Origin of the sequence: Mycobacterium sp. KBS0706, assembly GCF_005938675.2 — a bacterium.
In the GTDB taxonomy this organism is placed as follows: domain Bacteria; phylum Pseudomonadota; class Alphaproteobacteria; order DSM-16000; family Inquilinaceae; genus Inquilinus.
The window spans coordinates 73,038-96,060 of record NZ_VCCH02000018.1 but is presented as its reverse complement, the minus strand read 5'-3'; the positions used below and the strand labels follow the sequence as shown (position 1 = coordinate 96,060).

The 23,023-nt window shown below is 69.8% G+C and carries 24 protein-coding genes; 15 read left to right on the top strand and 9 right to left on the bottom strand.

Annotation, left to right across the window (positions count from 1 at the left end; all coding sequences use genetic code 11):
* The first annotated feature begins 10 nt into the window (after positions 1-10).
* The 6 genes from FFK22_RS12560 to FFK22_RS12535 are packed head-to-tail and all read left to right on the top strand — an operon-like array spanning position 11 to position 5,323.
* Positions 11-1,045, top strand: a complete 1,035-nt coding sequence (locus tag FFK22_RS12560) for an ABC transporter substrate-binding protein (RefSeq protein WP_221938557.1) — start codon at positions 11-13, stop codon at positions 1,043-1,045.
* Between the two features lie 14 nt (positions 1,046-1,059).
* Positions 1,060-2,109 carry an ABC transporter ATP-binding protein gene (locus tag FFK22_RS12555; RefSeq protein WP_138889940.1) on the top strand — a complete coding sequence of 350 codons (1,050 nt, stop codon included), beginning with the start codon at positions 1,060-1,062 and terminating at the stop codon, positions 2,107-2,109.
* Between the two features lie 8 nt (positions 2,110-2,117).
* The gene (locus tag FFK22_RS12550) at positions 2,118-3,020 is read left to right on the top strand and encodes an ABC transporter permease (RefSeq protein WP_138889939.1); all 903 of its coding nucleotides are present in this window, start codon (positions 2,118-2,120) and stop codon (positions 3,018-3,020) included.
* Complete coding sequence (locus FFK22_RS12545) at positions 3,017-3,814, top strand: ABC transporter permease (protein ID WP_138889938.1); 798 nt, start codon at positions 3,017-3,019, stop codon at positions 3,812-3,814. The genes FFK22_RS12550 and FFK22_RS12545 overlap by 4 nt, the downstream gene beginning before the upstream one ends.
* Positions 3,815-3,864: 50 nt before the next feature.
* Positions 3,865-4,521, top strand: a complete 657-nt coding sequence (locus FFK22_RS12540) for a helix-turn-helix domain-containing protein (protein ID WP_138889937.1) — start codon at positions 3,865-3,867, stop codon at positions 4,519-4,521.
* 43 nt (positions 4,522-4,564) lie between these two features.
* Positions 4,565-5,323, top strand: coding sequence for a glucose 1-dehydrogenase (locus FFK22_RS12535; protein WP_138889936.1), 759 nt, complete (start codon positions 4,565-4,567; stop codon positions 5,321-5,323).
* A gap of 19 nt (positions 5,324-5,342) precedes the next feature.
* Here the strand turns inward: FFK22_RS12535 and FFK22_RS12530 are convergent, their stop codons facing one another.
* A complete protein-coding gene (locus FFK22_RS12530; RefSeq protein WP_138889935.1) occupies positions 5,343-5,981 on the bottom strand; it encodes an alpha/beta hydrolase in 639 nt (212 codons plus the stop codon).
* A gap of 71 nt (positions 5,982-6,052) precedes the next feature.
* Entirely contained in the window at positions 6,053-6,985 is a 933-nt protein-coding gene (locus FFK22_RS12525; RefSeq protein ID WP_138889934.1) for a ring-cleaving dioxygenase, read from the bottom strand.
* Positions 6,986-7,174: 189 nt separating this feature from the next.
* Between FFK22_RS12525 and FFK22_RS12520 the strand changes: the two genes are divergently transcribed.
* The 4 genes from FFK22_RS12520 to FFK22_RS12505 all read left to right on the top strand — a co-directional run bounded on the left by FFK22_RS12520 (position 7,175) and on the right by FFK22_RS12505 (position 11,460).
* The gene (locus tag FFK22_RS12520; RefSeq protein WP_138889933.1) at positions 7,175-8,134 is read left to right on the top strand and encodes a LysR family transcriptional regulator; all 960 of its coding nucleotides are present in this window, start codon (positions 7,175-7,177) and stop codon (positions 8,132-8,134) included.
* A gap of 242 nt (positions 8,135-8,376) precedes the next feature.
* Positions 8,377-10,047 (top strand): DEAD/DEAH box helicase, encoded by a 1,671-nt coding sequence (locus FFK22_RS12515; protein WP_138889932.1) that lies wholly within the window; start codon positions 8,377-8,379, stop codon positions 10,045-10,047.
* A 75-nt stretch (positions 10,048-10,122) separates the two neighbouring features.
* Complete coding sequence (locus FFK22_RS12510; RefSeq protein WP_138889931.1) at positions 10,123-10,935, top strand: HAD family hydrolase; 813 nt, start codon at positions 10,123-10,125, stop codon at positions 10,933-10,935.
* A 51-nt stretch (positions 10,936-10,986) separates the two neighbouring features.
* Positions 10,987-11,460 carry a VOC family protein gene (locus FFK22_RS12505; protein ID WP_138889930.1) on the top strand — a complete coding sequence of 158 codons (474 nt, stop codon included), beginning with the start codon at positions 10,987-10,989 and terminating at the stop codon, positions 11,458-11,460.
* Between the two features lie 14 nt (positions 11,461-11,474).
* On the opposite strand, the gene FFK22_RS12500 is transcribed toward FFK22_RS12505, so the two are convergent.
* Genes FFK22_RS12500 through FFK22_RS12490 form a run of 3 tightly spaced genes read right to left on the bottom strand, consistent with a single transcriptional unit; the run spans position 11,475 to position 12,159 of the window.
* On the bottom strand, positions 11,475-11,678 hold the full coding sequence (locus tag FFK22_RS12500; RefSeq protein ID WP_143956811.1) for a hypothetical protein: 204 nt from the start codon (positions 11,676-11,678) through the stop codon (positions 11,475-11,477).
* On the bottom strand, positions 11,675-11,896 hold the full coding sequence (locus FFK22_RS12495) for a hypothetical protein (RefSeq protein WP_138889928.1): 222 nt from the start codon (positions 11,894-11,896) through the stop codon (positions 11,675-11,677). Before FFK22_RS12495 ends, FFK22_RS12500 begins: the two co-directional genes overlap by 4 nt.
* Positions 11,893-12,159: a hypothetical protein gene (locus FFK22_RS12490; RefSeq protein ID WP_138889927.1), complete on the bottom strand. Its 267-nt coding sequence runs from the start codon at positions 12,157-12,159 to the stop codon at positions 11,893-11,895. The genes FFK22_RS12495 and FFK22_RS12490 overlap by 4 nt, the downstream gene beginning before the upstream one ends.
* An 82-nt stretch (positions 12,160-12,241) precedes the next feature.
* Here FFK22_RS12490 and FFK22_RS12485 point away from each other — a divergent pair, with 82 nt between their 5' ends.
* The 5 genes from FFK22_RS12485 to FFK22_RS12465 all read left to right on the top strand — a co-directional run bounded on the left by FFK22_RS12485 (position 12,242) and on the right by FFK22_RS12465 (position 17,091).
* Positions 12,242-12,847, top strand: coding sequence for an XRE family transcriptional regulator (locus tag FFK22_RS12485; protein WP_138889926.1), 606 nt, complete (start codon positions 12,242-12,244; stop codon positions 12,845-12,847).
* A 233-nt stretch (positions 12,848-13,080) separates the two neighbouring features.
* Positions 13,081-14,544 (top strand): dihydropyrimidinase, encoded by a 1,464-nt coding sequence (gene hydA, locus FFK22_RS12480; RefSeq protein ID WP_138889925.1) that lies wholly within the window; start codon positions 13,081-13,083, stop codon positions 14,542-14,544.
* On the top strand, positions 14,541-15,215 hold the full coding sequence (locus tag FFK22_RS12475) for an O-methyltransferase (protein WP_138889924.1): 675 nt from the start codon (positions 14,541-14,543) through the stop codon (positions 15,213-15,215). Before hydA ends, FFK22_RS12475 begins: the two co-directional genes overlap by 4 nt.
* 107 nt (positions 15,216-15,322) lie before the next feature.
* Entirely contained in the window at positions 15,323-16,417 is a 1,095-nt protein-coding gene (locus FFK22_RS12470) for an AAA family ATPase (protein WP_138889923.1), read from the top strand.
* On the top strand, positions 16,414-17,091 hold the full coding sequence (locus tag FFK22_RS12465; RefSeq protein WP_138889922.1) for a DUF4276 family protein: 678 nt from the start codon (positions 16,414-16,416) through the stop codon (positions 17,089-17,091). The genes FFK22_RS12470 and FFK22_RS12465 overlap by 4 nt, the downstream gene beginning before the upstream one ends.
* Before the next feature lie 25 nt (positions 17,092-17,116).
* Here the strand turns inward: FFK22_RS12465 and FFK22_RS12460 are convergent, their stop codons facing one another.
* From FFK22_RS12460 to FFK22_RS12445, 4 genes are all read right to left on the bottom strand, one after another.
* Positions 17,117-18,226 carry a helix-turn-helix transcriptional regulator gene (locus tag FFK22_RS12460; protein ID WP_186002437.1) on the bottom strand — a complete coding sequence of 370 codons (1,110 nt, stop codon included), beginning with the start codon at positions 18,224-18,226 and terminating at the stop codon, positions 17,117-17,119.
* Between the two features lie 116 nt (positions 18,227-18,342).
* Positions 18,343-19,770: an efflux transporter outer membrane subunit gene (locus FFK22_RS12455; RefSeq protein WP_138889920.1), complete on the bottom strand. Its 1,428-nt coding sequence runs from the start codon at positions 19,768-19,770 to the stop codon at positions 18,343-18,345.
* A gap of 2 nt (positions 19,771-19,772) precedes the next feature.
* Positions 19,773-21,758, bottom strand: coding sequence for a MacB family efflux pump subunit (locus FFK22_RS12450; protein WP_306770101.1), 1,986 nt, complete (start codon positions 21,756-21,758; stop codon positions 19,773-19,775).
* Positions 21,758-23,011 (bottom strand): efflux RND transporter periplasmic adaptor subunit, encoded by a 1,254-nt coding sequence (locus FFK22_RS12445; RefSeq protein WP_138889919.1) that lies wholly within the window; start codon positions 23,009-23,011, stop codon positions 21,758-21,760. The genes FFK22_RS12450 and FFK22_RS12445 overlap by 1 nt, the downstream gene beginning before the upstream one ends.
* Positions 23,012-23,023 lie beyond the last annotated feature (12 nt).

The following is a 23,023-nucleotide window of genomic DNA, read 5'->3' as shown; positions in this document are numbered from 1 at the left end:
GGAGGCTGAGATGGTGAGACGGCGCGAGTTCGTCATGGGCGCCTGCATCCTGGCGGCGCTGGGCACGGCCCTGCCCGCCGCGGCAGCGGAGAAGGAGCTGCGGGTGCTGACCTGGGAGGGCTATGCCGACGAGCCCTGGGTCAAGGCGTTCGAGCAGAAGACCGGCGCCACGGCCAAGATCACCTACACCGGCAGCGTCGACGAGATCTTCGCCAAGATGACGGCGTCCAAGGGCGAGGATTACGACGTCATCGCCATCGAGACCTCGTCCTACAAGCGGCTGGTGCAGGAGAAGCTGGTGCAGCCGGTGGACCTGGCGAAGATCCCGAACGCCGGCAACCTGCTGCCCGCCTTCCGCGACGTCTCGGCCATCGTGTTCGACGGCAAGACCTACGCCGTGCCCTTCGCCTGGGGGTCGATCCCGCTGATCTACGACAAGAAGGCCTTCCCCACCCCGCCCGACAGCTGGGCCGTGCTGTGGGACGAGAAATACGAGGGCCGGGTGCTGGCGATGGACGATGCCAACAACGCCATCGTCACCACCGCGCTGACGCTGGGCATCAAGGACCCATTCAACCTGACGGACGAGCAGTTCGCCGCGATCAAGTCCAAGCTGATCGACCAGAAGCGCACGGTGCTGTCCTACTACGCCGGCTTCGATGACGGCGTCAGCATCTTCGCCCAGGGCGGCATCGACCTGATGATGTCGATGGGCGAGCCGCAGGTGCCGCAGCTGCAGAAGAAGGGCATCGACGCCGCGCTGACCATCCCGAAGGAAGGGGCGATCGGCTGGATCGACTGCTGGGCGATCAGCGCCGGCGCGCGCGACACCGCCCTGGCCCAGGCCTGGATCGACACCATGCTGGACAGACAAGTCGGCACCTATATCAGCGAGAAGACCGGCTACGGCAACACCACCGACGCCGGCGCCAACCAGGCGATCGGCCTGACCTATGCCGACAAGCTGGTGTTCCTGCAGGCGCCGGAGAGCTTCTCCAAACGCATCGACCTGTGGAACGAAATCAAGGCCACACCCGCCAACTGAGCGCCAGGGCCGCCATGACATTCCGAAGCCTCATCCGCCTCGCCGGGGTCGGCAAATCCTACGGCCCGGTCACCGTGCTGCAGCCCTTCGACCTGGAGATCGGCGACGGCGAGTTCCTGACCATCCTCGGCCCCTCCGGCTCCGGCAAGACCACGATCCTGCGGATGCTCGGCGGCTTCACCGCCCCGAGCACCGGCCGGATCCTGCTGGACGGGGCCGACATCACCGGCACGCCGATCTTCCGCCGGCCGTTCAACACCGTGTTCCAGGACTATGCGCTGTTCCCGCACATGACCGTGGCCCGCAATGTCGGCTACGGCCTGCGCATGCGGCGCCGGCCAAAGGCGGAGGTGGAGCGGCGGGTGGCCGACACACTGGCGGTGGTCGGCCTGGCCGACAAGGCGGCCCGCCATCCGGGCGAGCTGAGCGGCGGCCAGCGCCAGCGCGTGGCCCTGGCCCGCGCCATCATCTGCGAGCCCCGCGTGGTGCTGCTGGACGAGCCGCTGGCCGCCCTGGATGCCGGGCTGCGCCGGTCGATGCAGGAGTTCCTGAAGGACCTGCAGCGCCGCATCCGCACCACCTTCGTCTTCATCACCCACGACCAGGAGGAGGCGATCGCCATGTCCGACCGGATCGTGGTGATGGACCACGGCCGGATCGAGCAGGTCGGCACGCCGAGGGAGATCTACTACCGCCCGCGCAGCGAGTTCGTGGCCCGGTTCTTCGGCGAGAACAACCTGCTGCCGGCCCGCGCCGCCGGGGCCGCTGCGGTCGACAGCCCGCTGGGCCGGCATGCCCTGGCAGCGTCCGGCCGCCCGACCGCTGTCGCCATCCGGCCGGAAAGCCTGAGCCTGCGGCCGGGCGCGGAGCGGCGGTCGGCGGAAGGCGCAGTGGAGAGCCTGACCTTCCTCGGCGCCACCACCCAGATCGTGGTGCGGCTGGGCGGCACCGGTTCCAGCGTCAAGATCCGCCTGCCGACGCCGGAATTCGACGGCGGCGCCGATGTCGGCGACCCGATCTCGGTGTTCTGGTCCGACGCCGATGTCAGTGTGTTGGGGGCGTGAGAATGGCCATGGCCGACACCCTCGCCCCCGCGGACCCGGCCGGGCACCTCGGCGCTGGGTCGCCCGCCGCCCGCGCCCTGGGCCGCTGGCTGCCGCGGATCGCCGTCTACGGCCTGCCGGCGGCGCTGATCCTGGCGCCTCTGGCCGCCTTCCTGCTGACCGGCTTCTGGTCGATGGCCGACGGCCGGGTGGTGCATGAGTTCACCCTGGCCAACTATGCCGCCTTCCTGGACCAGTCCAGCTACATCCGGGTGTTCCTCGGCACGCTGCAGCTGGCCGGCATCGTCGCCGCGATCGGCCTCGTCTTCGGCTACATCATCGCCTATCTGATCTGGCGGCTGGAGGGGCGGATCCGCTACTTCATGCTGCTGTTCAGCGTCATCCCGTTGGCGATGAACTACATCGTCAAGATCTACGCCATGCGCGGCATTCTGGGCTTCAACGGCTTCCTGAACTGGGCCCTGGTGTCGACCGGGATCCTCGACGCGCCGAGCAAGCTGTTCATCTTCAACCAGACGGCGGTGATGATCACCATGGCGGTGATCTACCTGCCTTACGCCATCCTGCCGATCTTCCTGTCGCTGGAGCGGATCCCGCCATCGCTGGCCGCCGCCTCGGCCGATCTCGGCGCCCGGCCGGGCCAGACCTTCCGCACCGTGGTGCTGCCGCTGAGCCTGCCGGGGTCGATCGTCGGCGGGCTGTTCGTGATGGTGCTGGCGCTGGGCGACTTCCTGACGCCGCAGATGGTCGGCGGCAACCAGGGCTTCACCTTCGGCCGGGCGATCTGGAGCCAGTTCGGCATGGCCTTCAACTGGCCCTTCGGCGCCGCGCTGGCCGTGGTGCTGCTGCTGGCCGTGGCCGCGGTGATCGGGCTGGCCGCGCTCGTCTCCCGCCATGCGAGGGTGAAATGACCGCGGCGGAACGCATCGTCATCACCGTCCTGTGGCTGGTCGCCGCCCTGGTCTTCGCCGCGCTGTACGGCCCGGCCCTGGCGGTGGTGACCACCAGCTTCTTCGACCTGAAGGGCCAGTCGATCGACTGGTCCAGCTTCAGCCTGCACTGGTATGCCGGCCTGACCGACAATCCGGAGATGCTGGCGGCCCTGGGCCACACGCTGATGGTGGCGGCCGCTTCGGTGCTGATGGCGCTGGTGCTGGCGCTGGGCCTGGCCTGGTACATGAAGACCGGGGCGCGGCGCGGCCGGCCCTTCGTCGAATTCGTGATCTTCCTGCCCTTCGTGCTGCCCGGCATCATCACCGGCATCTCGCTGCTGGTGGCGTTCCGCGAGCTGGGGATCGAGCGCAGCCTGGTCACCGTCACGATCGGGCACACGGTGCTGGTGCTGGCGATCCTGTACCGCATGGTCTCGGTCCGGCTGGACAGCCTGGAGACCAGCCAGATCGAGGCGTCGCTGGACCTCGGCGCCACCGGGCTGCAGACCTTCCTGTTCGTGGTGCTGCCGCAGCTGCGCTCGGCCATCGTCACCGGGGCGCTGCTGGCCTTCACCCTGTCCTTCGACGAGACGCTGGTGACCTTCTTCCTGGTCGGCGGCGACGCCACCCTGCCGATCCGGCTGTGGGCGATGATGCGGGTCGGCTTCACGCCGGAGGTGAACGCGCTGGTGGCCCTGGTGCTGCTGGCGACGATGACGCTTGCGGTGCTGGGCGCGTTGTCGTTGAAGGACAGCATGGCGGCGCGCCGATGAGCCGCCCGGACGCCTGGAGGGCCGTTGCGCCGGATGACCGAGTTCGAGCCATGACCGACGACCTGCCGCCGCTGGGCCGGCTGCTGCGCGAGCGCCGCGCCCATCACGGCTGGACCCTGGCCGATGTCGCCGCCATGACCGGCATCTCCGCCTCGACCCTGTCGAAGATCGAGAACGGCCTGCTGTCGCCGACCTATGACAAGATCCTGCAGCTGGCCCGCGGCCTGGGCGTCGAGATCGCCGACCTGTTCTCACCCGGCGAGGCCGCGGCCCCGGCCGTGGTGGTGGCCCGGCGCAGCGTCAGCCGCCAGCACGAAGGCCAGCGGCTGGACACCGAGTTCTACAGCTACACCTATCTGTGCTCCGACGTCGCCCACAAGCGGATCATCCCGATCCGCATCGAGGTCCGCGCCACCGAGCCGGAGCAGATGGGCGGCCTGAGCTCGCATGTCGGCGAGGAGTTCGTCGAGGTGCTGCAGGGCCGGATGCGGCTCTACAGCGAATACTACGAGCCGATCGAGCTGGAGCCGGGCGACAGCGTCTATCTCGACAGCACCATGAAGCACGGCTACCTCGCCGTTGGCGACGGGCCCTGCGTGATCATGGTGATGTGCTCCAGCGCCACGCCGAACCTGGCGCAGACCCTGCGCGAGATCATCAAGCAGCGGATCCTCGAGGAGCAGGCACGCCCTGCCCCGAAGGCCTGAGCGCCCCTTTCCTTCCTCTCTGTCGACGACGCCAGGAGCTTCCATGTTCGACCTGACCGGAAAGGTCGCCATCGTCACCGGCGGCAATGGCGGCATCGGCCTGGGCATCGCCCGCGGCCTGGCCCGGGCCGGCGCCGCGCTGCTGCTGGTCGGCCGCGATGCCGCCAAGACCGAGCGCGCGGTGGCCGAGATCGCGGCGCTGGGCGGAGAGGCCTCGGGCGCCGCCGCCGACGTGACCCTGGAGGCGGAATGCCACGCCTTCGCCGAGGCGGCGCTGCAGCGCCACGCCCGGATCGACATCCTGGTCAACAATGCCGGCACCAACTGGCGCAAGGCGCCCGAGGCGTATTCGCTGGAGGAGTGGCGGGCCCTGATCGACGCCAACCTGACCAGCGCCTTCCTGGCCACCATGGCGGTGTTCCCGGCGATGCAGCGCCAAGGCGCCGGCAAGATCATCAACATCGGGTCGATGACCTCGCTCTTCGGCGCCTCCTTCGCCGCCCCCTACAGCGCCAGCAAGGGCGGCGTGGTGCAGTTCACCAAGGCCTGTGCCGCCGCCTGGGCTCGGCACGGCATCCAGGTCAATGCCATCCTGCCCGGCTGGATCGACACCGAGTTGACCCAGCAGGGCAAGATCGAGGTCCCCGATCTGCATGACCGGGTCCTGGCGCGCACTCCCGCGGGGCGCTGGGGCGTGCCCGAAGACCTCGCGGGCACCGCGGTCTACCTGTCGAGCCGGGCGTCCGACTTCGTCACCGGCACCGCGATCCCGGTCGACGGAGGATACTCGTCCCAGGCCTAGCCGCCTGCGACAGCCCGGGTTACGCGAGCGATGCCGCCGTCACCTCCCTCACCCAGGTGCTCACGGCCGCGACATCGTCCTGCGACAGGCCATGGCCGGTCGGCATGATCCGATGCTGAACCGCGGCGCCGGCTCCCCGCAGCATCCCGGCGAGCCGGGCCGCATTGTCGGCCGGGACGATCGGATCCATCTGGCCCGACAGCAGCAGGACCGGCTTGCCCCCCAGATCCGCGGCCGGAGGATCGCCCAGCGGCACCATCGCCCTGAGCAGGATGGCGCCGGCCAGCGCCTCCGGCCGCAGCAGCAGCATGGCGGCGGCGATGTTCGCCCCGTTGGAGAAGCCGAGCGCCACCGGGGCCGGCAGGCCATGGGCCGCACGGGCCTCCGCGACGAAATCCGCGAGCTCATGCGCCCGGGCCCGGACATCCTCCTCGTCGAACACGCCCTCGCGGAGCCGGCGGAAGAAGCGGGGCATCCCGCCTTCCAGCACCTTGCCGCGGGGCGACAGCAGCGCCGAACCCGGGGCGACGGCACGCCCCAGCGGCAGCAGGTCGGATTCGTCGCCGCCCGTGCCGTGCAGCAGCAGAAGCGGCGGCACGCCCGGCCGCTCGGCGGGCACGAACCGGTGGATGAAGGACAAGGGTTGCGCCTGCGTCATCGCGCATGCTCCTGGCGAGAGAGGGAGTCCGGACGCCGCAGGGACAGCAGCGTCCGGCAAGGTTTCGTCCGTCAGGCGACGGCCGGCAGGATCCGCTCGATCTCGGCGCGACGCGGCTCCAGGAACCGCGGCAGCTTCAGCGCCTGGCCGAGCGTGTCCGCCGGCTCGTCGACCGCGAAGCCCGGAATGTCCGTGGCGATCTCGAACAGCACATGCCCCGGCTCCCGGAAATAGACCGACCGGAAGTAGTTGCGGTCCTTCTGCTCGGTGGTGAGCAGCCGGTGGTTCTCGACCAGCCGCTGCACCATCTCGGCCTGGGCCGCATCGTCGACCGCGCGGAACGCGATGTGGTGGACCGACCCGGCGCCGGGACGGCTGGGCAGGAACCCGCCGGCGGCGCGGAGATCGACGATGCCGCCGATCGCCGTGTCGCCGGCCCGATAGCGGACAACGGTCCCTTCCCGCCCGACCTCGGTGAAGCCGAACACGTCGGTCAGCACGGCGCCGGTCGGCGCCGAATCCTCCAGCAGCAGGCTGACGCTGTGGAAGCCGCGGATCGCATGCTCCGCAGGGACCTCGCCGCCGGCCCAGGCCGGCTCGCTTTCGATCCCCGGCACCGCGACGAGCGCGAGGCGCATGCCGTCCGGGTCCTTGAAGGCCAGCACGGTCTCGCCGAAGCGCTGCTCGATCGCCTGATGCGGCACGCCCTTCTCGACGAAGCGCTGCACCCAGTAGCCGATCGCCCCTTCCGGCACCCGGAACACCGTCTCCTGGGTCTCGCCGACGCCGAGGCGTCCGGGCGCGACATGGGCCCAGGGGAAGAAGGTCAGGATCGTGCCGGGCTGGCCGGTCTCGTCGCCGTAGTAGAAGTGGTAGGTGCCGGGATCGTCGAAATTGACCGTCTTCTTGACCATGCGGAGCCCGAGCACCCGCGTGTAGAAGTCGAGGTTCCGCTGGGCGGCGCCCGCGATCGCCGTGACGTGATGAATGCCGCTGCTGCGCATGATGTGCCTCCGAACTGCAGGCCCGACCGGCCCGCCTGAGCCATGAGATAGTACCGGATGCGCCGGAAGCCGATGGCCGAACGTTTGCGTACGTGCAAAGATGCTCCTGCAGCAAGGCAATCCACCTTGCAGAGCGGAAAGGGACAGCCTGTCCCCATCACCCTCCGCGAGGCGAGCAGGATCAAGGATATGGGCGAGCCCTTCAGCAACATCTCCTGGGACGATTTCCGGCTGATCAAGGCCATCGCGGACGCCCGCGGGCTGCAGGGGGCGGCAGCGCAGCTCGGCCTCAACCACTCGACCGTCTTCCGCCGCCTCGGGCAGGTCGAGCAGGCGCTCGGCACAACGCTGTTCGAACGGCACCGCTCCGGCTACGTCCCGACGCCGGTCGGCGAGGAGATGGTGGAGCTGGCGGCCCGGGTGGACGACGACATCACCGGCTTCACCCGCAAGGTCTCGGGGCGGACCATCTCGCCGGCCGGCGAGCTGCGCGTCACCACCAATGATTCCCTGCTGATCCACCTGCTGACCCCGCTCTTCGCGCGGTTCCAGCGCCAGTGCCCCGATGTCCGGCTGGACGTCGTGCTCAGCAACGAGCCCCTGAACCTGTCCAAGCGCGACGCGGATGTCGCGATCCGGGCCACGGACCGCCCGCCCGAGACGCTGGTGGGGCGGCGCGTCGCCCGGATCGCCTGGGCGCTCTATGGGCGCGCCGCCGATTTCCCGCGGCCCGAATTCCCCGCCCTGCAGGATCTCACCGACCGGCCATGGGTGTCGCTCGGCGACAACCTCGCGGGGCTGAAGGCGGTGCGCTTCGTCCGGCAGCACGTCGCGCCAGAGCGGGTCGTGTACAAGGTCAACACCGTCCTCGGCCTGGCGGAGGCGGTCGAGAGCGGGCTCGGCATCGGGCATCTGCCCTGCTTCATCGGCGATGTCCGCCCCTCGCTGGTCCGCCTCGCCCCGCCCGATCCCGATTTCGCGGCCGATCTCTGGCTGCTGACCCATCCCGACCTGCGCCAATCTGCCCGGGTGCGCGTGTTCCTCGACTATCTCGCCGGGGAGATCGGCAGGTCGCGGCCCCTCTTCGAAGGCAGCCTCGCCGGTCCCGCCGCGCCGATCCCCGCGGCAGCATCATCGGCGGCCGAGTGAGCCGGGCGATCGACCGCGCCCGTCGGCGCCGATCGTGATCGGCAGGGCGAAACCGTCGCACCCCGAGGGCGGTGCAGCCCTTGTGCGCGGCGCCCGGGTCGCGTATCGATGCGCGCGACGATCCAGAGATCTCCCGCCGTTGGACCGGCCCGCAGCGATGCGGCGGCCGTCCTGCGGCATTGGAAGGTCGGGATTCCCAGGAGCAGTGTCCGCCACGGCTCGAACCTAGGGTCTTGTGCGACATGCCTTTTTCCCCCGCCCCCGCCAGCCTGCTGCGCGCCCTGTCCGAACGCGGCTATGCCGAGCCCACCCCGGTCCAGGCCGCGGTGCTGCAAGCCGAGAATGCGGAGCGCGACCTGCTGGTCTCGGCCCAGACCGGATCCGGCAAAACCGTGGCCTATGGCCTGGCGCTCGGCCGCACGCTGCTCGGGGATGCCGAGCGCCTCGGTCCGGGCGGGGCGCCGATCGCCCTGGTGATCGCCCCGACCCGCGAGCTGGCGCTGCAGGTCCAGCGCGAGCTGGACTGGCTGTATCAGCCGGCCGGGGGCCGCGTCCTGGCCTGCGTCGGCGGCATGGACGCCCGGCGCGAGCAGCGCCTGCTCTCCGCCGGCTGCCACATCGTCGTCGGCACGCCCGGGCGCCTACGCGACCATATCGAGCGCGGCCAGCTCGACCTCTCCGCCCTGCGCGCCGTGGTGCTGGACGAGGCCGACGAGATGCTGGACCTCGGCTTCCGCGAGGATCTCGAGGCGATCCTCGACGCCGCGCCGACGGAGCGCCGGACCCTGCTGTTCTCGGCCACGCTGCCGAAGGAGATCATCGCCCTCGCCCGGCGCTTCCAACACGATGCCTTGCGCATCGCCATGTCGGCGCGCGACGAGCCGCATCGCGATATCGAATACCGGGCCATGCCGGTCGCGCCGCATGAGGCGGAGCGCGCCGTGGTCAACATCCTGCGCTTCTTCGAGGCGCGCGGCGCCATCGTGTTCTGCTCCACCCGCGAGGCGGTGCGCCGCCTGCAGGGCAACCTGCTGGAGCGCGGCTTCGCCGTGGCGGCGCTGTCGGGCGAGCTCAGCCAGGTCGAGCGCAACCGGGCGCTGCAGGCGCTGCGCGACGGCCGGGCGCGGGTCTGCGTCGCCACCGACGTCGCGGCGCGCGGGCTCGACCTGCCGGATCTCGGCCTGGTCATCCATGCCGAGCTGCCGCGTGACGCCGAGGTCCTGCAGCATCGCAGCGGCCGCACCGGCCGGGCGGGGCGCAAGGGCGTCAGCGTCGTGCTGGTGCCGTTCAACCGCCGCTACCAGGCCGAACGGCTGCTCGGCGCCGCCCGGGTCGAGGCGGCCTGGTCGCCGCCGCCGGCGGCGGACGAGATCCGCGCCCGCGACCAGGCTCGGCTGGCCCAGGACACGGTCCTGGCCGAGCCGGCGACGGAAGAGGACCTTGCAGGCGCCCGCGCCCTCCTGGCCGAGCGCAGCCCGGAGGATCTCGCCGTCGCCCTGGTCCGCCTGCATCGCAGCCTCCTGCCCGCGCCGGAGGAGTTGTCGCCGCCGCCCGAGCAGCGCTCCGCCTCGGCCGATCGGCGCCCGCCCCGTCCCGCCCGCGAGGGCGGCGCGCCCCGCGAGGATGACGGCGAATCGGTCTGGTTCCGGCTGAATGTCGGCCGCGCCAACAACGCCGATCCGCGCTGGCTGCTGCCCTTCCTGTGCCGCCGCGGCCATGTCACCAAGGCCGAGATCGGCCGGATCGAGATCGCCGAGCGGCAGAGCCGGGTCGAGATCGCCCGCCACGCCGCGGGCCGCTTCGCCTCCTCGATCCGCCGGCCGGACGCGCAGGACCGGCACATCCGGATCGAGGAGGATCGTCCCCATCGTCCCTCCCAGAAGCATCCACGGGCGAAGCCGCCGCGGCCCTGACCGCAGGGGATACGCTTGCGCCGGACGGCAGGCCCGGCGCAAATGCAGCGTTCCTCCGCCGACCGACGGCCACAGATGCTGCTGCCCCGCGCGATCCTGTTCGACCTCGATGAGACGCTGATCTCCGCCTATGGCCGGCCGGACGTCGCCTGGCTCGCCGTCGCCGCCGAATTCTCCGAGGCGCTGGCCCCCTGGTCCTCCGCCGAGATCGCCGCCGCAATCGGCGCCTTCTCGCGCGGCTTCTGGGCCGATGCGGAGCGCCACCGGATCTGGCGCCAGAAGATCGGCGAGGCCCGGCGCCTGATCGTGGCCGGTGCCTTCGACACTCTTGCCGCCGGCGGCCGCCCGATCCCGGCCGCCGCGGTCCTCCACCGTCTCGCCGACCGCTTCACCGCCTATCGCGACGAGCAGATGCATCTGTTTCCGGATGCCCATGGCGTGGTCGACGGCTTCCGGGCGCTCGGCGTCCGCCTGGCTCTGGTCACCAACGGCGCGGCCGAAGCCCAGCGCGCCAAGATCACGCGCTTCGACCTGGCGCACCGGTTCGACCACATCCAGATCGAGGGCGAGCACGGCTTCGGCAAGCCGGAGGAGCGCGCCTACCGCCATGCCCTGCAGGTGCTGGGGATCGATCCTGCCGAGGCCTGGATGGTCGGCGACAACCTGGAATGGGAGGTGGCGGCGCCGCAGCGCCTGGGCATCCATGCGATCTGGGTCGACGGGACCGGCGACGGCCTGCCGCCGGAATCGATCATCCGGCCGGATCGCATCATCCGGTCGGTGCGGGAATTGCTGCCCGGCACGAGTGCTGCCGGAGGCGGCGATGCCGCGATCGGCGATCGCACCGTCCTGCCCCACCCTGCCCGCCCCGGCGCACATCCTGTATGATCGCCGCAGGGCGCGACCGAACGCGCTGATGCTCTTCTCAGGGAGGAGGCCATGGCCGCGCAGGTGAAGCCGATTCCGGACGGCTATCCCACGCTCACCCCCTATCTGATCGTCCGCGGCGCCGCCGCGGCGATCGACTTCTACCGCACCGCCTTCGGCGCCGCCGAGCGGCTGCGCATGGATGCGCCCGGCGGCACCATCGGCCATGCCGAGCTGACGATCGGCGGCAGCCTGGTGATGCTGGCCGACGAGATGCCGGAGACCGGCTGGTCCAGCCCGCCTGCCATCGGCGGAACGCCGGTGTCGCTGCACCTCTATGTCGAGGATGTCGACGCGGTGGTGGAGCGCGCCCTGGCCGCCGGCGCCACCCTGGCGCGGCCGGTCGCCGACCAGTTCTACGGCGACCGGCTTGGCACGGTGGTCGACCCCTTCGGCCATGTCTGGAGCATCGCCACCCACATCGAGGACGTGGCGCCGGAGGAGATGCGGCGCCGGGCCGAGGCGCTGTTCGGCGGCAAGGCCTGACGGCACATTCGCCGTCACGGCTCCGTCTTCCGCTTGCCGTAGAGGCGGTCGGCCTCGTTCACGATCGCCTGGCGGATCCAGTCGTCCTCGACATCTTCCGGCCTGAGCACGACGACGCCCTGGCCTTGCCATGCCTCGGCTCGCATCCGGCGCAGGCGCTCAGCCTCCAACGGCCGGCGCAGCTGGCGCCACGCCAGGCTGCTGCGCAGCTCGCTCATCGCAGCCACCGCTCGACCTCGCGGCCGCCGGCGACCTGCAGGGCGGGCCGGCCACTGCGCAGGGCCAGCGCGGCGGCGATCACCGCCTGCAGCCGGCGGCTGTGCTCGACCAGGACGACGAGATCGTCGACCAGTTGGGCCAGCGCTTCGGCCGGCAGCGCCGCGACGGCGGCGATCGGCATGCCCTCGATCTGCTCGAGGGTCGGCAGGGTGCTCATGAAGGTCTCCATGTCGGAATGGCGGGCGCGGGGCACTGCGGCTCCTCCGGGATGTGCAGCCGGACCAGCAGCTCGTAGTCGAGGCCGGCAATGCCGCGGCTGGCGGCGGCGGTGACCAGGCGCGGCCAGAACCGCACCGGGATCGATCTGCGCACCCGCATCATCCGCAGATGCTGCGGCGAGACGCCGAGATCGGCCGAGAGATAGCCCAGCCTCGGCCATCGGGTGAACAGGTCGTCGAAGGTTGCGATGATCTCTTCCATGGAATGACGATACGTTTCGTATCTCGTTAAGGCAATACGAAATGAATTGTCCGCAGATTACAAAACGTGCTAAATCCCGCGCATGCTGGAACCGCATCAACGCCTGGTGCTGGCGCGGACCAAGGCCGGTCACGAGACCGCGGCGGACGCCGCCCGTGCCTTCGGCTGGAGCCCGATCACCTACCGCGCCCATGAATCCGGGCTGCGCGGCCTGCGCCGCGACGCCGCCGGGCGCTACGCCGCCGCGTTCGGCGTCTCCGAGGCCTGGCTGCTGACCGGCGAAGGCGCGCCGGCGGGCCTGCGGCCGATGGTGCCGGTGGTCGGCCATGTCGGCGCCGGCGCCGAGATCCACATGTTCGAGGGCGACCAGTCGACCGAACGGATCGACGAGGCCGACGCCCCGCCGGCGGCCGACGAGCACACCGTCGCCGTCATCGTCCGCGGCGATTCGATGGCCCCCGCCTTCCGCGACCGCGACATCATCTACTACCGCAACGTCCAGGCCGATCCGGACCAGTTGATCGGCCGCGAATGCGTGATCCGCCTGGCCGATGGCCGGACTTTCGTCAAGATCCTGATGCGCGGCAGCGGCCCCGGCTTCTTCACCCTGTTCAGCTACAACGCGCCGCTGATCTCCGACGTCGCGATCGAATGGGCGGTGCCGGTCAAATGGGTGATGCGCGACTGATCGAAAACGATACGATATGTATTGACACCTCAACTGAAGATACGTAACGTATCCATCGGCTCCGCATGAGCCGCTTTCCTCCCTGACCTCGCCGGGGCCCCTCGGGTCCCGGCTTTTTTCGTCCTGGCTCGGCCCTGACCAAACGGTCAGGATCGATCTTGCCTCGCCTCGCGATCCGTCCCACTCTGCCCGGCAACAGGGACAAGGCACGCGACAACAGGAGAGCGCCGGCCATGACGATCGCACTCAAGGGCGGCACAGTGGTGAACGCCGACCGCAGCTTCCGCGCCGATGTGATCTGCGACGACGGCAGGATCGTCGCCGTCGGCCCCGACCTCGCCGCCCCGACCGGCGCCCGGGTGATCGACGCCTCGGGCAGCTACCTGCTGCCGGGCGGGATCGACCCGCACACCCATATGCAGTTCCCGTTCATGGGCACGGTGGCGGCGGACGATTACTACACCGGCACCGCCGCGGCGCTGTCCGGCGGCACCACCATGATCATCGACTTCTGCATCCCCGGCCCGCAGCAGAGTCTGCTGGACGGCTACCGGCAGTGGCGCGAATGGGGCGAGAAGGCGGTCTCCGACTGGTCGCTGCATGTCGCCATCACCTGGTGGTCGGACCAGGTGCGGGAGGAGATGGGCACGCTGGTGGCCGAGCACGGCGTCAACAGCTTCAAGCACTTCATGGCGTACAAGAACGCCCTGATGGTCGATGACGACGTGCTGATGCACAGCTTCACCCGCTGCCGCGAGCTCGGCGCCCTGCCGATGGTGCATGCCGAGAACGGCGACATCGTCTGGCTCTTGCAGAAGGCGCTGCTCGAGGCCGGGATCACCGGGCCGGAGGGCCACGCCCTGTCGCGCCCGCCCGAGGTCGAGGGCGAGGCCGCCAACCGCGCCATCATGATCGCCGGCGCCGCCGGCGTGCCGCTTTATATCGTCCACACCTCCTGCCGCGAGGCGCATGAGGCGATCGCCCGTGCCCGCGCCAATGGCCAGCGGGTCTATGGCGAGCCGCTGATCCAGCACCTGACCCTGGACGAGAGCGAGTATCGCAACAAGGACTGGGCCTATGCCGCCGCCCGGGTGATGAGCCCGCCCTTCCGTTCCAAGGAACACCAGAAGTCGCTGTGGGACGGGCTGACCGCCGGCAGCCTGCAGGTTGTCGCCACCGACCACTGCGCCTTCCGGACCGAGCAGAAGCGGATGGGGATCGACGACTTCACCCTGATCCCGAACGGCACCGGCGGCATCGAGGACCGCATGGCGGTGCTGTGGACCCACGGCGTCAACACCGGCCGGCTGACCCCGAGCGAGTTCGTCGCCGCCACCTCGGCCAATGCCGCGAAGATCTTCAACCTCTACCCGCAGAAGGGCGTGATCGCGCCCGGCGCCGACGCCGACCTCGTGGTCTGGGACCCGGCGGCGACCAAGACCATCAGCGCCGACACCCAGCACTCGAACATCGAGGTCAATGTGTTCGAGGGCATGGAGGTGCGCGGCCTGCCGGTCATCACCTTGAGCCAGGGCAAGGTGGTGTGGGAGAACAAGGAGCTGAAGGTGCAGCGCGGCGAAGGCCGCTTCGTGCCGCGCCCCGGCACCGCCCCGGTGTTCGAGGCGATGAAGATCCGCAACGAGCTGCGCCGGCCGGTGCCGGTGCAGCGCAACCCCAGCGTGCATGTGACGCCATGAGCATCGGCCTCGACGACGCTCTCCAGACCTACCTGCTCAACGCCTCGCTGCGCGAGCCGGAGATCCTGGCCCGGCTGCGGCAGGAGACGCGCCGGGTCGCGGCCGACCGGGCCGGGATGCAGATCACGCCGGAGCAGGGCCAGTTCATGGCCCTGCTGGCCCGGATGCTCGGCGCCCGCCGGCTGGTCGAGATCGGCACCTTCACCGGCTACAGCGCGCTGGCGGTGATGCTGGCGCTGCCGCCGGAAGCCCGGCTGCTGTGCTGCGACGTCAGCGCCGAATGGACCTCGGTCGCCCGGCGCTACTGGCAGGAGGCCGGTGTCGCCGACCGCATCGAGCTGCGCCTGCAGCCGGCCCTCGACACGCTCGAAGAGCTGACGCGCGCGGATTGGGCCGGCACGGTCGACATGGTCTTCGTCGATGCAGACAAGGACAACTACCCGGCCTATGTCGAAGCGGCGATCGGCCTCTTGCGCCCCGGCGGGCTGCTGCTGGTCGACAACGCGCTGTGGAGCGGCCGGGTGGCCGACCCCGCCGACCGCACGCCTGGCACCGAGGCGATCCGCCGGGTCAACGCCATGCTGCGCGACGACAAGCGGGTCGACTTCTCGCTGATCCCGATCGGCGACGGCGTGGCCTTGGCGCGGAAGCGGGGCGCGGGCGAAGGGTAAGCCCCCCATCGTCCTTACGGCGAGGCGGCGCTGGCCAAGGCCTGCGTTTTCCTATCTGATGACGCCGGGCGAAGGTCGGAGGCGTCAGCCTTCGCGAAGGACGATTGATGAAGCTGAAGACCGTCACCATCCGCGGCTACAAGTCCATCGCGAATCTGGAGGAATTCGAGCTTCGGAGCCTCAACGTCCTGATCGGGGCCAATGGCGCAGGCAAAAGCAATTTCATCAGCACGTTCAGATTTCTGGCCGCCCTGGCCAACGGCAACCTCCAGACCTTCGTGCAGCAGCAAGGCGGGCCGGACGCGCTCTTGTTCGGCGGTCGGAAGCAGACGCGGCAACTCGATATCGAAGTCTATTTCGATGCATTTCACGGCTTCACCAATGGCTACCGCATCGGCCTGACCCCCACGGCCGACAACCGACTGATCTTCGGCCGGGAGGAGGTCTGGGTCCAACGCGATTTCGGGCCCAAGCCTATTCCTCTCGGAGCAGCCCATGACGAAGCCAAGCTGCGGGATGACCGGCAGCCCGTCAGCAGCTATGTGCGAACCGCGATGCGGAGCTGGCGCCAGTATCATTTCCATGACACTGGCGATTCGGCGGCCGTAAAGCGGCCCCACCACAGCAACGATAATCTGCGCCTGAAGCCGGCTGCCGACAATCTGGCTGCCTATCTGGCGATGCTGCAGTCGCGGTTTCCGGAGGTCTATCGACGGATCGTCGACACGATCAAGCTGGCGGCGCCGTTCTTCGGCGATTTCAACATTCGCGATCCGCTGCCGGACCCCATCGAGCTGGAGTGGTTCGAGCAGACCGATCCGGACACGCCCTACAAGGCCCATATGCTGTCCGACGGTACGCTTCGCTTCATATGCTTGGCCACCCTGCTGCTGCAGCCGGAAACGCTGCTGCCCGACACGGTCCTGATCGACGAGCCGGAGCTCGGCCTGCACCCCTATGCCATCAATCTCTTGGCCGACATGCTCCGCCAGGTCGCCGAGACCAAGCAGGTGATCGTCTCGACGCAATCGGTCGAGCTGCTCAACTGTTTCACCCCTGCCGATGTGGTCGTCGCCGAGCGGCAAGACGGCGCCACGACGCTGAAACGCCTCGATGCCGACGGGCTGGGCGAGTGGTTGGAGGAGTACAGCCTGGGCGAATTGTGGAAGCGCAATATCCTGGGGGGCAGGCCCGCGCGATGATGCTTGTCTTCGTCGTCTGTGAAGGGCAGACCGAGGAAACCTTTGTTCGCGATGTCCTGGCACCCTCTCTGTCCGGGCAAGGGCTGACCTTGTCAGCCAAGCTCATCGAGACCTCGCCCGGCCATAGCGGCGGCGCCCTGAATTATGAGCGGGTCCGGCGTGCTCTCTGCCGGTTCCTTGCGAATAAGAGCTCCCCGGTTGTCACGACCCTGTTCGACCTCCACAGGCTGGACAAGCGGTTTCCGAAAGCGGCCGAGGCCAAGGCTCTGACCGATCTCGAGCAACGGCTGGAACTGCTTGCCACCGCATTCCATGCCGATATCGTCGGCGAGGCCGGATGCCGGCCCGACCGGTTCATTCCCTACATTCAGCCTTATGAATTTGAGGCCCTGCTGTTCAGCGACGTAGCCACGTTGGCGGGCGTCCAGTCAGAATGGAAGAGGGCGGAACCCAGTCTGGCGGCGATCAGGAGTCAAGCCGCCTCGCCCGAACACATCAATGAGCGTCCGAACTCCAATCCGGCCGCCCATCTGGAGCGTGAGCTCAAAGCGCCGCACTACCGGAAGACCCTGCACGGGCCGATCGCGGCCCAACGGATAGGCTTGTCCCGAATGGAAGCCGAGTGCGCCTTCTTCGCCGGCTGGACATCGCGGCTGCGGAGCCTCGCCGGTTGATCCGCTGTACGGTGTAGCCCCTCCCCTACAGCACCCCCGCCGACAGCTTCCGCACCACCTCGGCTTGGCGGCGGGTGTCGGTCTTGGCGAAGATACTCTTCAGCTGGCTGCGCACGGTGAGCGGCGAGACGCCGTCGACCGCGGCGATCTCGGCCGGGGTCAGCCCCTCGATCAGCCGCCGCGCCACACGCAGCTCGGCCGCGGTCAGGCCATAGGCGGCGCGGGCGCTCTCGATCCGTGCGGCGACGGAGGAGATCGCCGGGTCCTCGATCAGCACCATCGCCGCGGCGCCGGCGAAGAAGGCCTGCACCGAAGACGGATCGAGTTGCACGAAGCGGACGCGCAACGGTGGCCGGCCACCGTCGCGCCGCAGCAGCTGGGTGTCGAGCAGGCCGCGCGACAGGCCCATGCGGATCGTTCCCAAGGCGCGGTCGAGGGCGGCCGTCACATCGGGCGAGGAGAAGCGCAGACGGCCCTCTCCGTCCTGGCCGACCGCGCCGCCGGCGGCAATCAGAGCTTCCGCCGCCTGGTTGCAGTGGCGGATCCTGCGGTCCGGCGCGACGAGTACGAGACCGATGCCGAGCAGGTCGAGCACCGACAGGCCGCCATGCAATGCGGCGCCGGCCTGGGGCGAGCGGCGGTAATAGGCGAAGACCCGGCGCAGATGCGGCGCCAGCTGGCCCAGCAGCGCGCGGGCACGGTCCACGGTGGCGTCGTCGGCCTCCGCGCCCAGCACGCTGAGCATGAAGTTGCAGCGCTCCTCCTTGTACACCGTGACTCCTACGGCGGTGCCGAGGCCGTTCGGGGTCAGATAATCGGCGTAGAATTCGGTCCGCTGGAGCTCACTGCGCGGCAGCATCTGCTCCGCCCGCACTGCCAACCCGACCGGGCGCTGCGCCGCTGCCGGCATCCACGGATTCACCCGGCTGAAATGGCTGCTATAGGCAACCACCGCGTCCGCCGAGAAGCCGGTGTTCACCGAGAATGCACCATTGCCGCTGTCGAGGTCGTGGAAGAAAAGCGCCGCCTTGCCATTCGGCAGGCAGGTCGCGACCTCGTGCAGAACCAGTTCCCAGCCGATCTCCCCGACCAGTGCCGCATAGATGCGGTCAATCAGGAGGGCCGTACGATCCAACCCATCCAATCCGGAGTCCCCCTGCCCGGATGCTGCGATGCAAAGCCTAGCATCGGTCGGCAACGTGACGGAATTCCGGACGGGCCCCATGCTCCGTTTGGAGGAACCTCCCATACCTATTTTGAGGTAGCGACGGCCACCGATCCGGCCGACCAGCCGCCACCCAGCGCCTTGTACAGGGCGACCGCGGCCTGCAGCCGGTTCGACTTGGCCTGGACCAGCTGGTCGCGGGCGGAGAAGTAGCTCTGCTGCGCGTTCAGCACGGTCAGCAGGTCGACCGCCCCGGCCCGGTACTGCGCATCGGACAGGCGGAACGCCTCGCGCGCCTGGGCCACCACCTCCTGCTGCGCCTGGTAGGCCAGCCCGGTCTGCTGGGTGGCGATCAGCGCGTTCTCGACATCGCCGAAGGCGGCCAGCACGGTCTTCACATAGGTCTGCCCCAGCTCCTGGTACTGCGCCTCAGTGAGCTGAACCTGGCCCCGCAAGGCACCGCCCTCGAAGATCGGCTGGGTCAGCGAGGCGGCGAGGCTGTAGAGCGTGTTGGCGGAGTTGAACAGGGTGCCGAGCGCCGCGCTCTGGACCCCGCCCGAGCCGGTCAGCTGGATCGACGGGAACAGCTGCGCCTTCGCCTCCTTCGCGTTGAACCGGGCGGCCAGCAGCTGCGCATCGGCGTTCTGGATATCCGGCCGGCGGTCGAGGAGAGAGGACGGCAGGCCCGCGGCCACCACCGGGATCTTGAGGTCGTCGAGCGACTGACGCTCAATCGACAGGCGCTCCGGCGGTTCGCCGAGCAAGAGGGCCAGCGTGGTCTCGGTCTGCTGGCGCTGCTGCTCCAGCGGCGGGATCGCGGCCTTCTGCTGCGCCACCACCGTGCGCTGCTGCGCCACGTCGAGGGCCGAGGCCGCGCCCGCCGCCTCCTGCGCCAGCACCACGTTCAGCACCTGCTGGGCATTGGCGAGGTTGTCGCGCGCGATCGCCAGCCGGTCCTGGAATTCCAGCACCTGCATGTAGGTGGTGGCGGTGCTGGACGTGACCGTCAGGGCGACGGTGTCGCGGTCGTAGCGGCTGGCCAGGGCCGAGGCCTGCGCCGATTGCAGCGCCGCCCGGTTCTTGCCCCAGAGGTCGATCTCGTAGCTCGCCGAGAGCTCGGCCGAGAACTGGTCGCTGATCGTCCGGCTGGAACCTGTGCCGAAGCTGCTGGCGCGCTCCGGCGACACCGAATGCGAGGCGTCGCCGGTGGCGCCGACGCTGGGCAGCAGCGGCGCGCCGGCGATCCGCGCCTGGGCGTCGGCCTGCAGCACCCGGGCGACGGCGGCGCCGATATCCTGGTTGTTCCGCTGGGCGGTCAGGATCAGCCCGTCGAGCTGGGACGAGCCGAAGCTGCGCCACCAGCCCGTTTCCGGCCAGGTGGTGCCGGCCGGCCCTTCCGCCTTCCAGCCGCCGGGGATGTCGAGCGCGGGCCTGTCGTCCTCCGGCCCGGCGCAGCCGGCCAGCAGGGCGACGGCCAGGACCGCCGCGAGAGGGCGATGGAAGCGGTAGGACATGGTCACTCGGCGGACAGGGCGACGACGGGGTCGAGGGTGGCGGCCTTGCGCGCCGGCATGTAGCCGAAGATCAGACCGGTGAGGAAGGCGCAGCCGAAGGCCAGCAGAACCGGCCCGGGCGAGAACAGGATCGGCGTGCCGAAGGCCTGCAGCGCCGCCGCCACCCCGAGGCCGCCGACCACGCCGATGGCGCCGCCGATCGCCGAGACCACCACGGATTCGGTGATGAACTGCTGCAGGATGTCCCGCATCCGGGCGCCGGTCGCCATCCGTACCCCGATCTCGCGCGTGCGCTCGGTGACGCTGACCAGCATGATGTTCATCACCCCGATGCCGCCGACCAAGAGCGAGATGGCGGCGACCGAGCCGAGCAGGATGGTCAGCGTGTTCTGGGTCGCCGAGACGGTCTCGATCAGCGACGACATGTTGCGGATCTGCACGTCCTGGCGGCGATGCCGGGCCTCCAGCAGCGCCTGGACATCGGCCTGCGTCTGGTCGATCAGCGCCGTGTCCTCGACCTGCACCGTGATCGAGCGGACGAAGCGCTTGCCGAACACCCGCAGGCTGCCGGTCGACAACGGCATGAACACGATGTCGTCCTGGTCGGCGCCGTAGGGCGTCGCACCCTTCGCCGCCATCAGTCCGATCACCTGGAACGGGATGTTGTTGACCAGGACATAGCGGCCCAGCGGGTCGGCGCCGTCCGGAAACAGGATCCGCGCCGCGGTCTGGCCCAGCACAATTACCGGGGCATAGCTGGCCTGGTCCCCCGCCGAGATGAAGCTGCCGCGCTCGACCGACCAGTCGCGGGCCCGGGTGAAGTCCGGCGTCGTGGCATCGGCCTGGGTCGAGTAGTCGGTGTTGCCATAGCGCAGGGTGACGGTGCCGATCAGCTCCGGCACCGCGGCGGCGACGTTCGGCAGCTCTGCCAGCGCTTCGGCATCCTCCGGCACCAGCGTCGCGATCACGCCGTCGGTGGTGCGGTTGTTGCTCTGGGCCGGGCGGATCAGCAGCAGGTCGGTGCCCATGGCCGAGATGCGGTCGACCACCGACTGCTTCGCGCCGTCGCCGATGGCCAGCATGGCGATCACCGCGCCGACGCCGATGACGATGCCGAGCAGGGTCAGGATGGTGCGGAACAGATTGGCGCGCAGGGCCCGCAGCGCCATCTTCACCGCCTCCGCCATGTCGGCAACGCCGAGAGTGCCGGCATCGCCGCCACGGGTCGCATCGCCGGCGGCCACGACCGCCGCAGGTCCGCGCGCGCCGCTGTCGCCGACGATGTGCCCGTCGCGGATCTCGATCAGCCGGTTCGCATGCTCCGCCACCGCCCGGTCATGGGTGATCAGGATGACGGTGCGGCCGGCCTCGCTCATCCGCTTGAGCAGCGCCATCACCTCGGCGCCGCTGCGGCTGTCCAGCGCCCCGGTCGGCTCGTCGGCCAGGATCACCCGGCCGCCATTCATCAGGGCGCGGGCAATCGACACCCGCTGCTGCTGGCCGCCCGACAGCTGGTTCGGCCGGTGGCCGGTGCGGTCGGCGAGGCCGAGCGAACCCAGCAGCTGCTCCGCCCGCTCGCGCCGCTCGGCGGCGGCGATGCCGGCATAGATCGCCGGGACCTCGACATTCTCGGCTGCGGTCGCCGACGGGATCAGGTTGTAGCTCTGGAAGATGAAGCCGAAGGTCTCGCGCCGCAGATGCGCCAGGGCGTCGCGGTCCAGCGTCGCCACATCGGTGCCGTCGACCCGGTAGGTGCCGGTGGTCGGCCGGTCGAGGCAGCCGAGGATGTTCATCAGCGTCGACTTGCCGGAGCCCGAGGCGCCCATGATGGCGACGAACTCGCCCGGGTGGATGTCGAGCGAGATGCCGTGCAGCACCTCCACCGCCAGGTCGCCGTTGACATAGGTCTTGGTGACGTCGCGCAGCGACACCAGCGGCCGGACGGCGGCCTGGCCGGACGTCATCGGTATCGGCTCGCGGATGTCCATCAGATCCTCGGGCGCCGGGTCTGGCTCGGGGCCGGCTCGGCGTTCGGACGACGGGAGCCGGTGATGACCTGCTCGCCCGGTTCCAGCCCGCTCAGGATCTCCGCCTGCGCCCGGTTGGTGACGCCGACACTGACCATGCGGGTCTCGATCGATCCGCTCGGCTTCAGCACGCGGGCCGTGGCCCGCCCCGGCGCGGCCGAGGAGGTCCCGGGCGACAGGCCCGACAGGGCCGAGACCGGCACCAGCAGCGTGTCCTGGGCGGCGGCCGAGACGAAGAACACCTGCGCCGTCATCTGCGTCATCAGCGCGCCGTCCTGGTTCGGCACGTCGAACAGCGCGTTGTAGAGCACGACGTTGTTGACCACCTCCGGCGTCGGCTGGATCTGCCGCAGCGCCCCGTACCAGCGCTTGTCGGGCATGCCGAGGGTGGTGAAATAGGCGGTCATGCCGAGCCGCAACCGGCTGACATCGGCCTCGGACACCTGCGCCTCGACGGTCATGGTCGCGAGGTCTGCGACCTGGACGATGATCGGCGCCGACTGGTTGGCATTCAGGGTCTGGCCCCGGCGCGCCGACTGCGACACCACCGTGCCGTCGATCGGCGCGTAGACCTTGGTGTAGCCGAGATTTGCCTCGTCGCCCTTCAGCGTCGACTGAATCTGCCGGGTCTGGGCATCGATCGCGTCGAGCTGGGCCTGGGCCGCGGCATAAGCCGCCTCGGCCACCTGCAGCGCGTCGTCGCTGGTGGCGCGGGACGCCTTCAGATTCCGCTGCCGCTCGGCCTGCTGCCGGGCCAGCAGCAGCTGCGCCTCCTTCTCGGCCCGCTGGGCTGCGAGGTTCGCGATCTGCGCCCGGTCGGCCTCGACCCGCGACTGGTAGACGGTGGGATCGATCTCGGCCAGCAGGTCGCCGGCCTTCACTCGGTCACCGATCGCGACATGCAGGGTCCTAAGCTGGCCGGAGACCTGGGTGCCGACATCGACATAGCTGACCGGCTGCAGCGTCCCCAGCGCCGTGATCGCATCCTCGATGTCGCCGCGCTCGGCCGTGGCGGTGAGCCAGAGCTGGTCGGGCGCCGCCGCCCGGCCCCAGCGGTACCAGGCCCCGCCGGCGGCCAGCAGGGCGAGGATCAGCAGACCCAGCAGGAGGCGACGCCGGCGGGGTGCCTTGCGCGCCGTCCGGGCCGGTGCAGGCAAGGGCGGCGGCGCCGCCTCCCGCAGCCTCGGCTCGATCTCAGTCCTGGTGTCCGGCATTCCCCTCGGCCC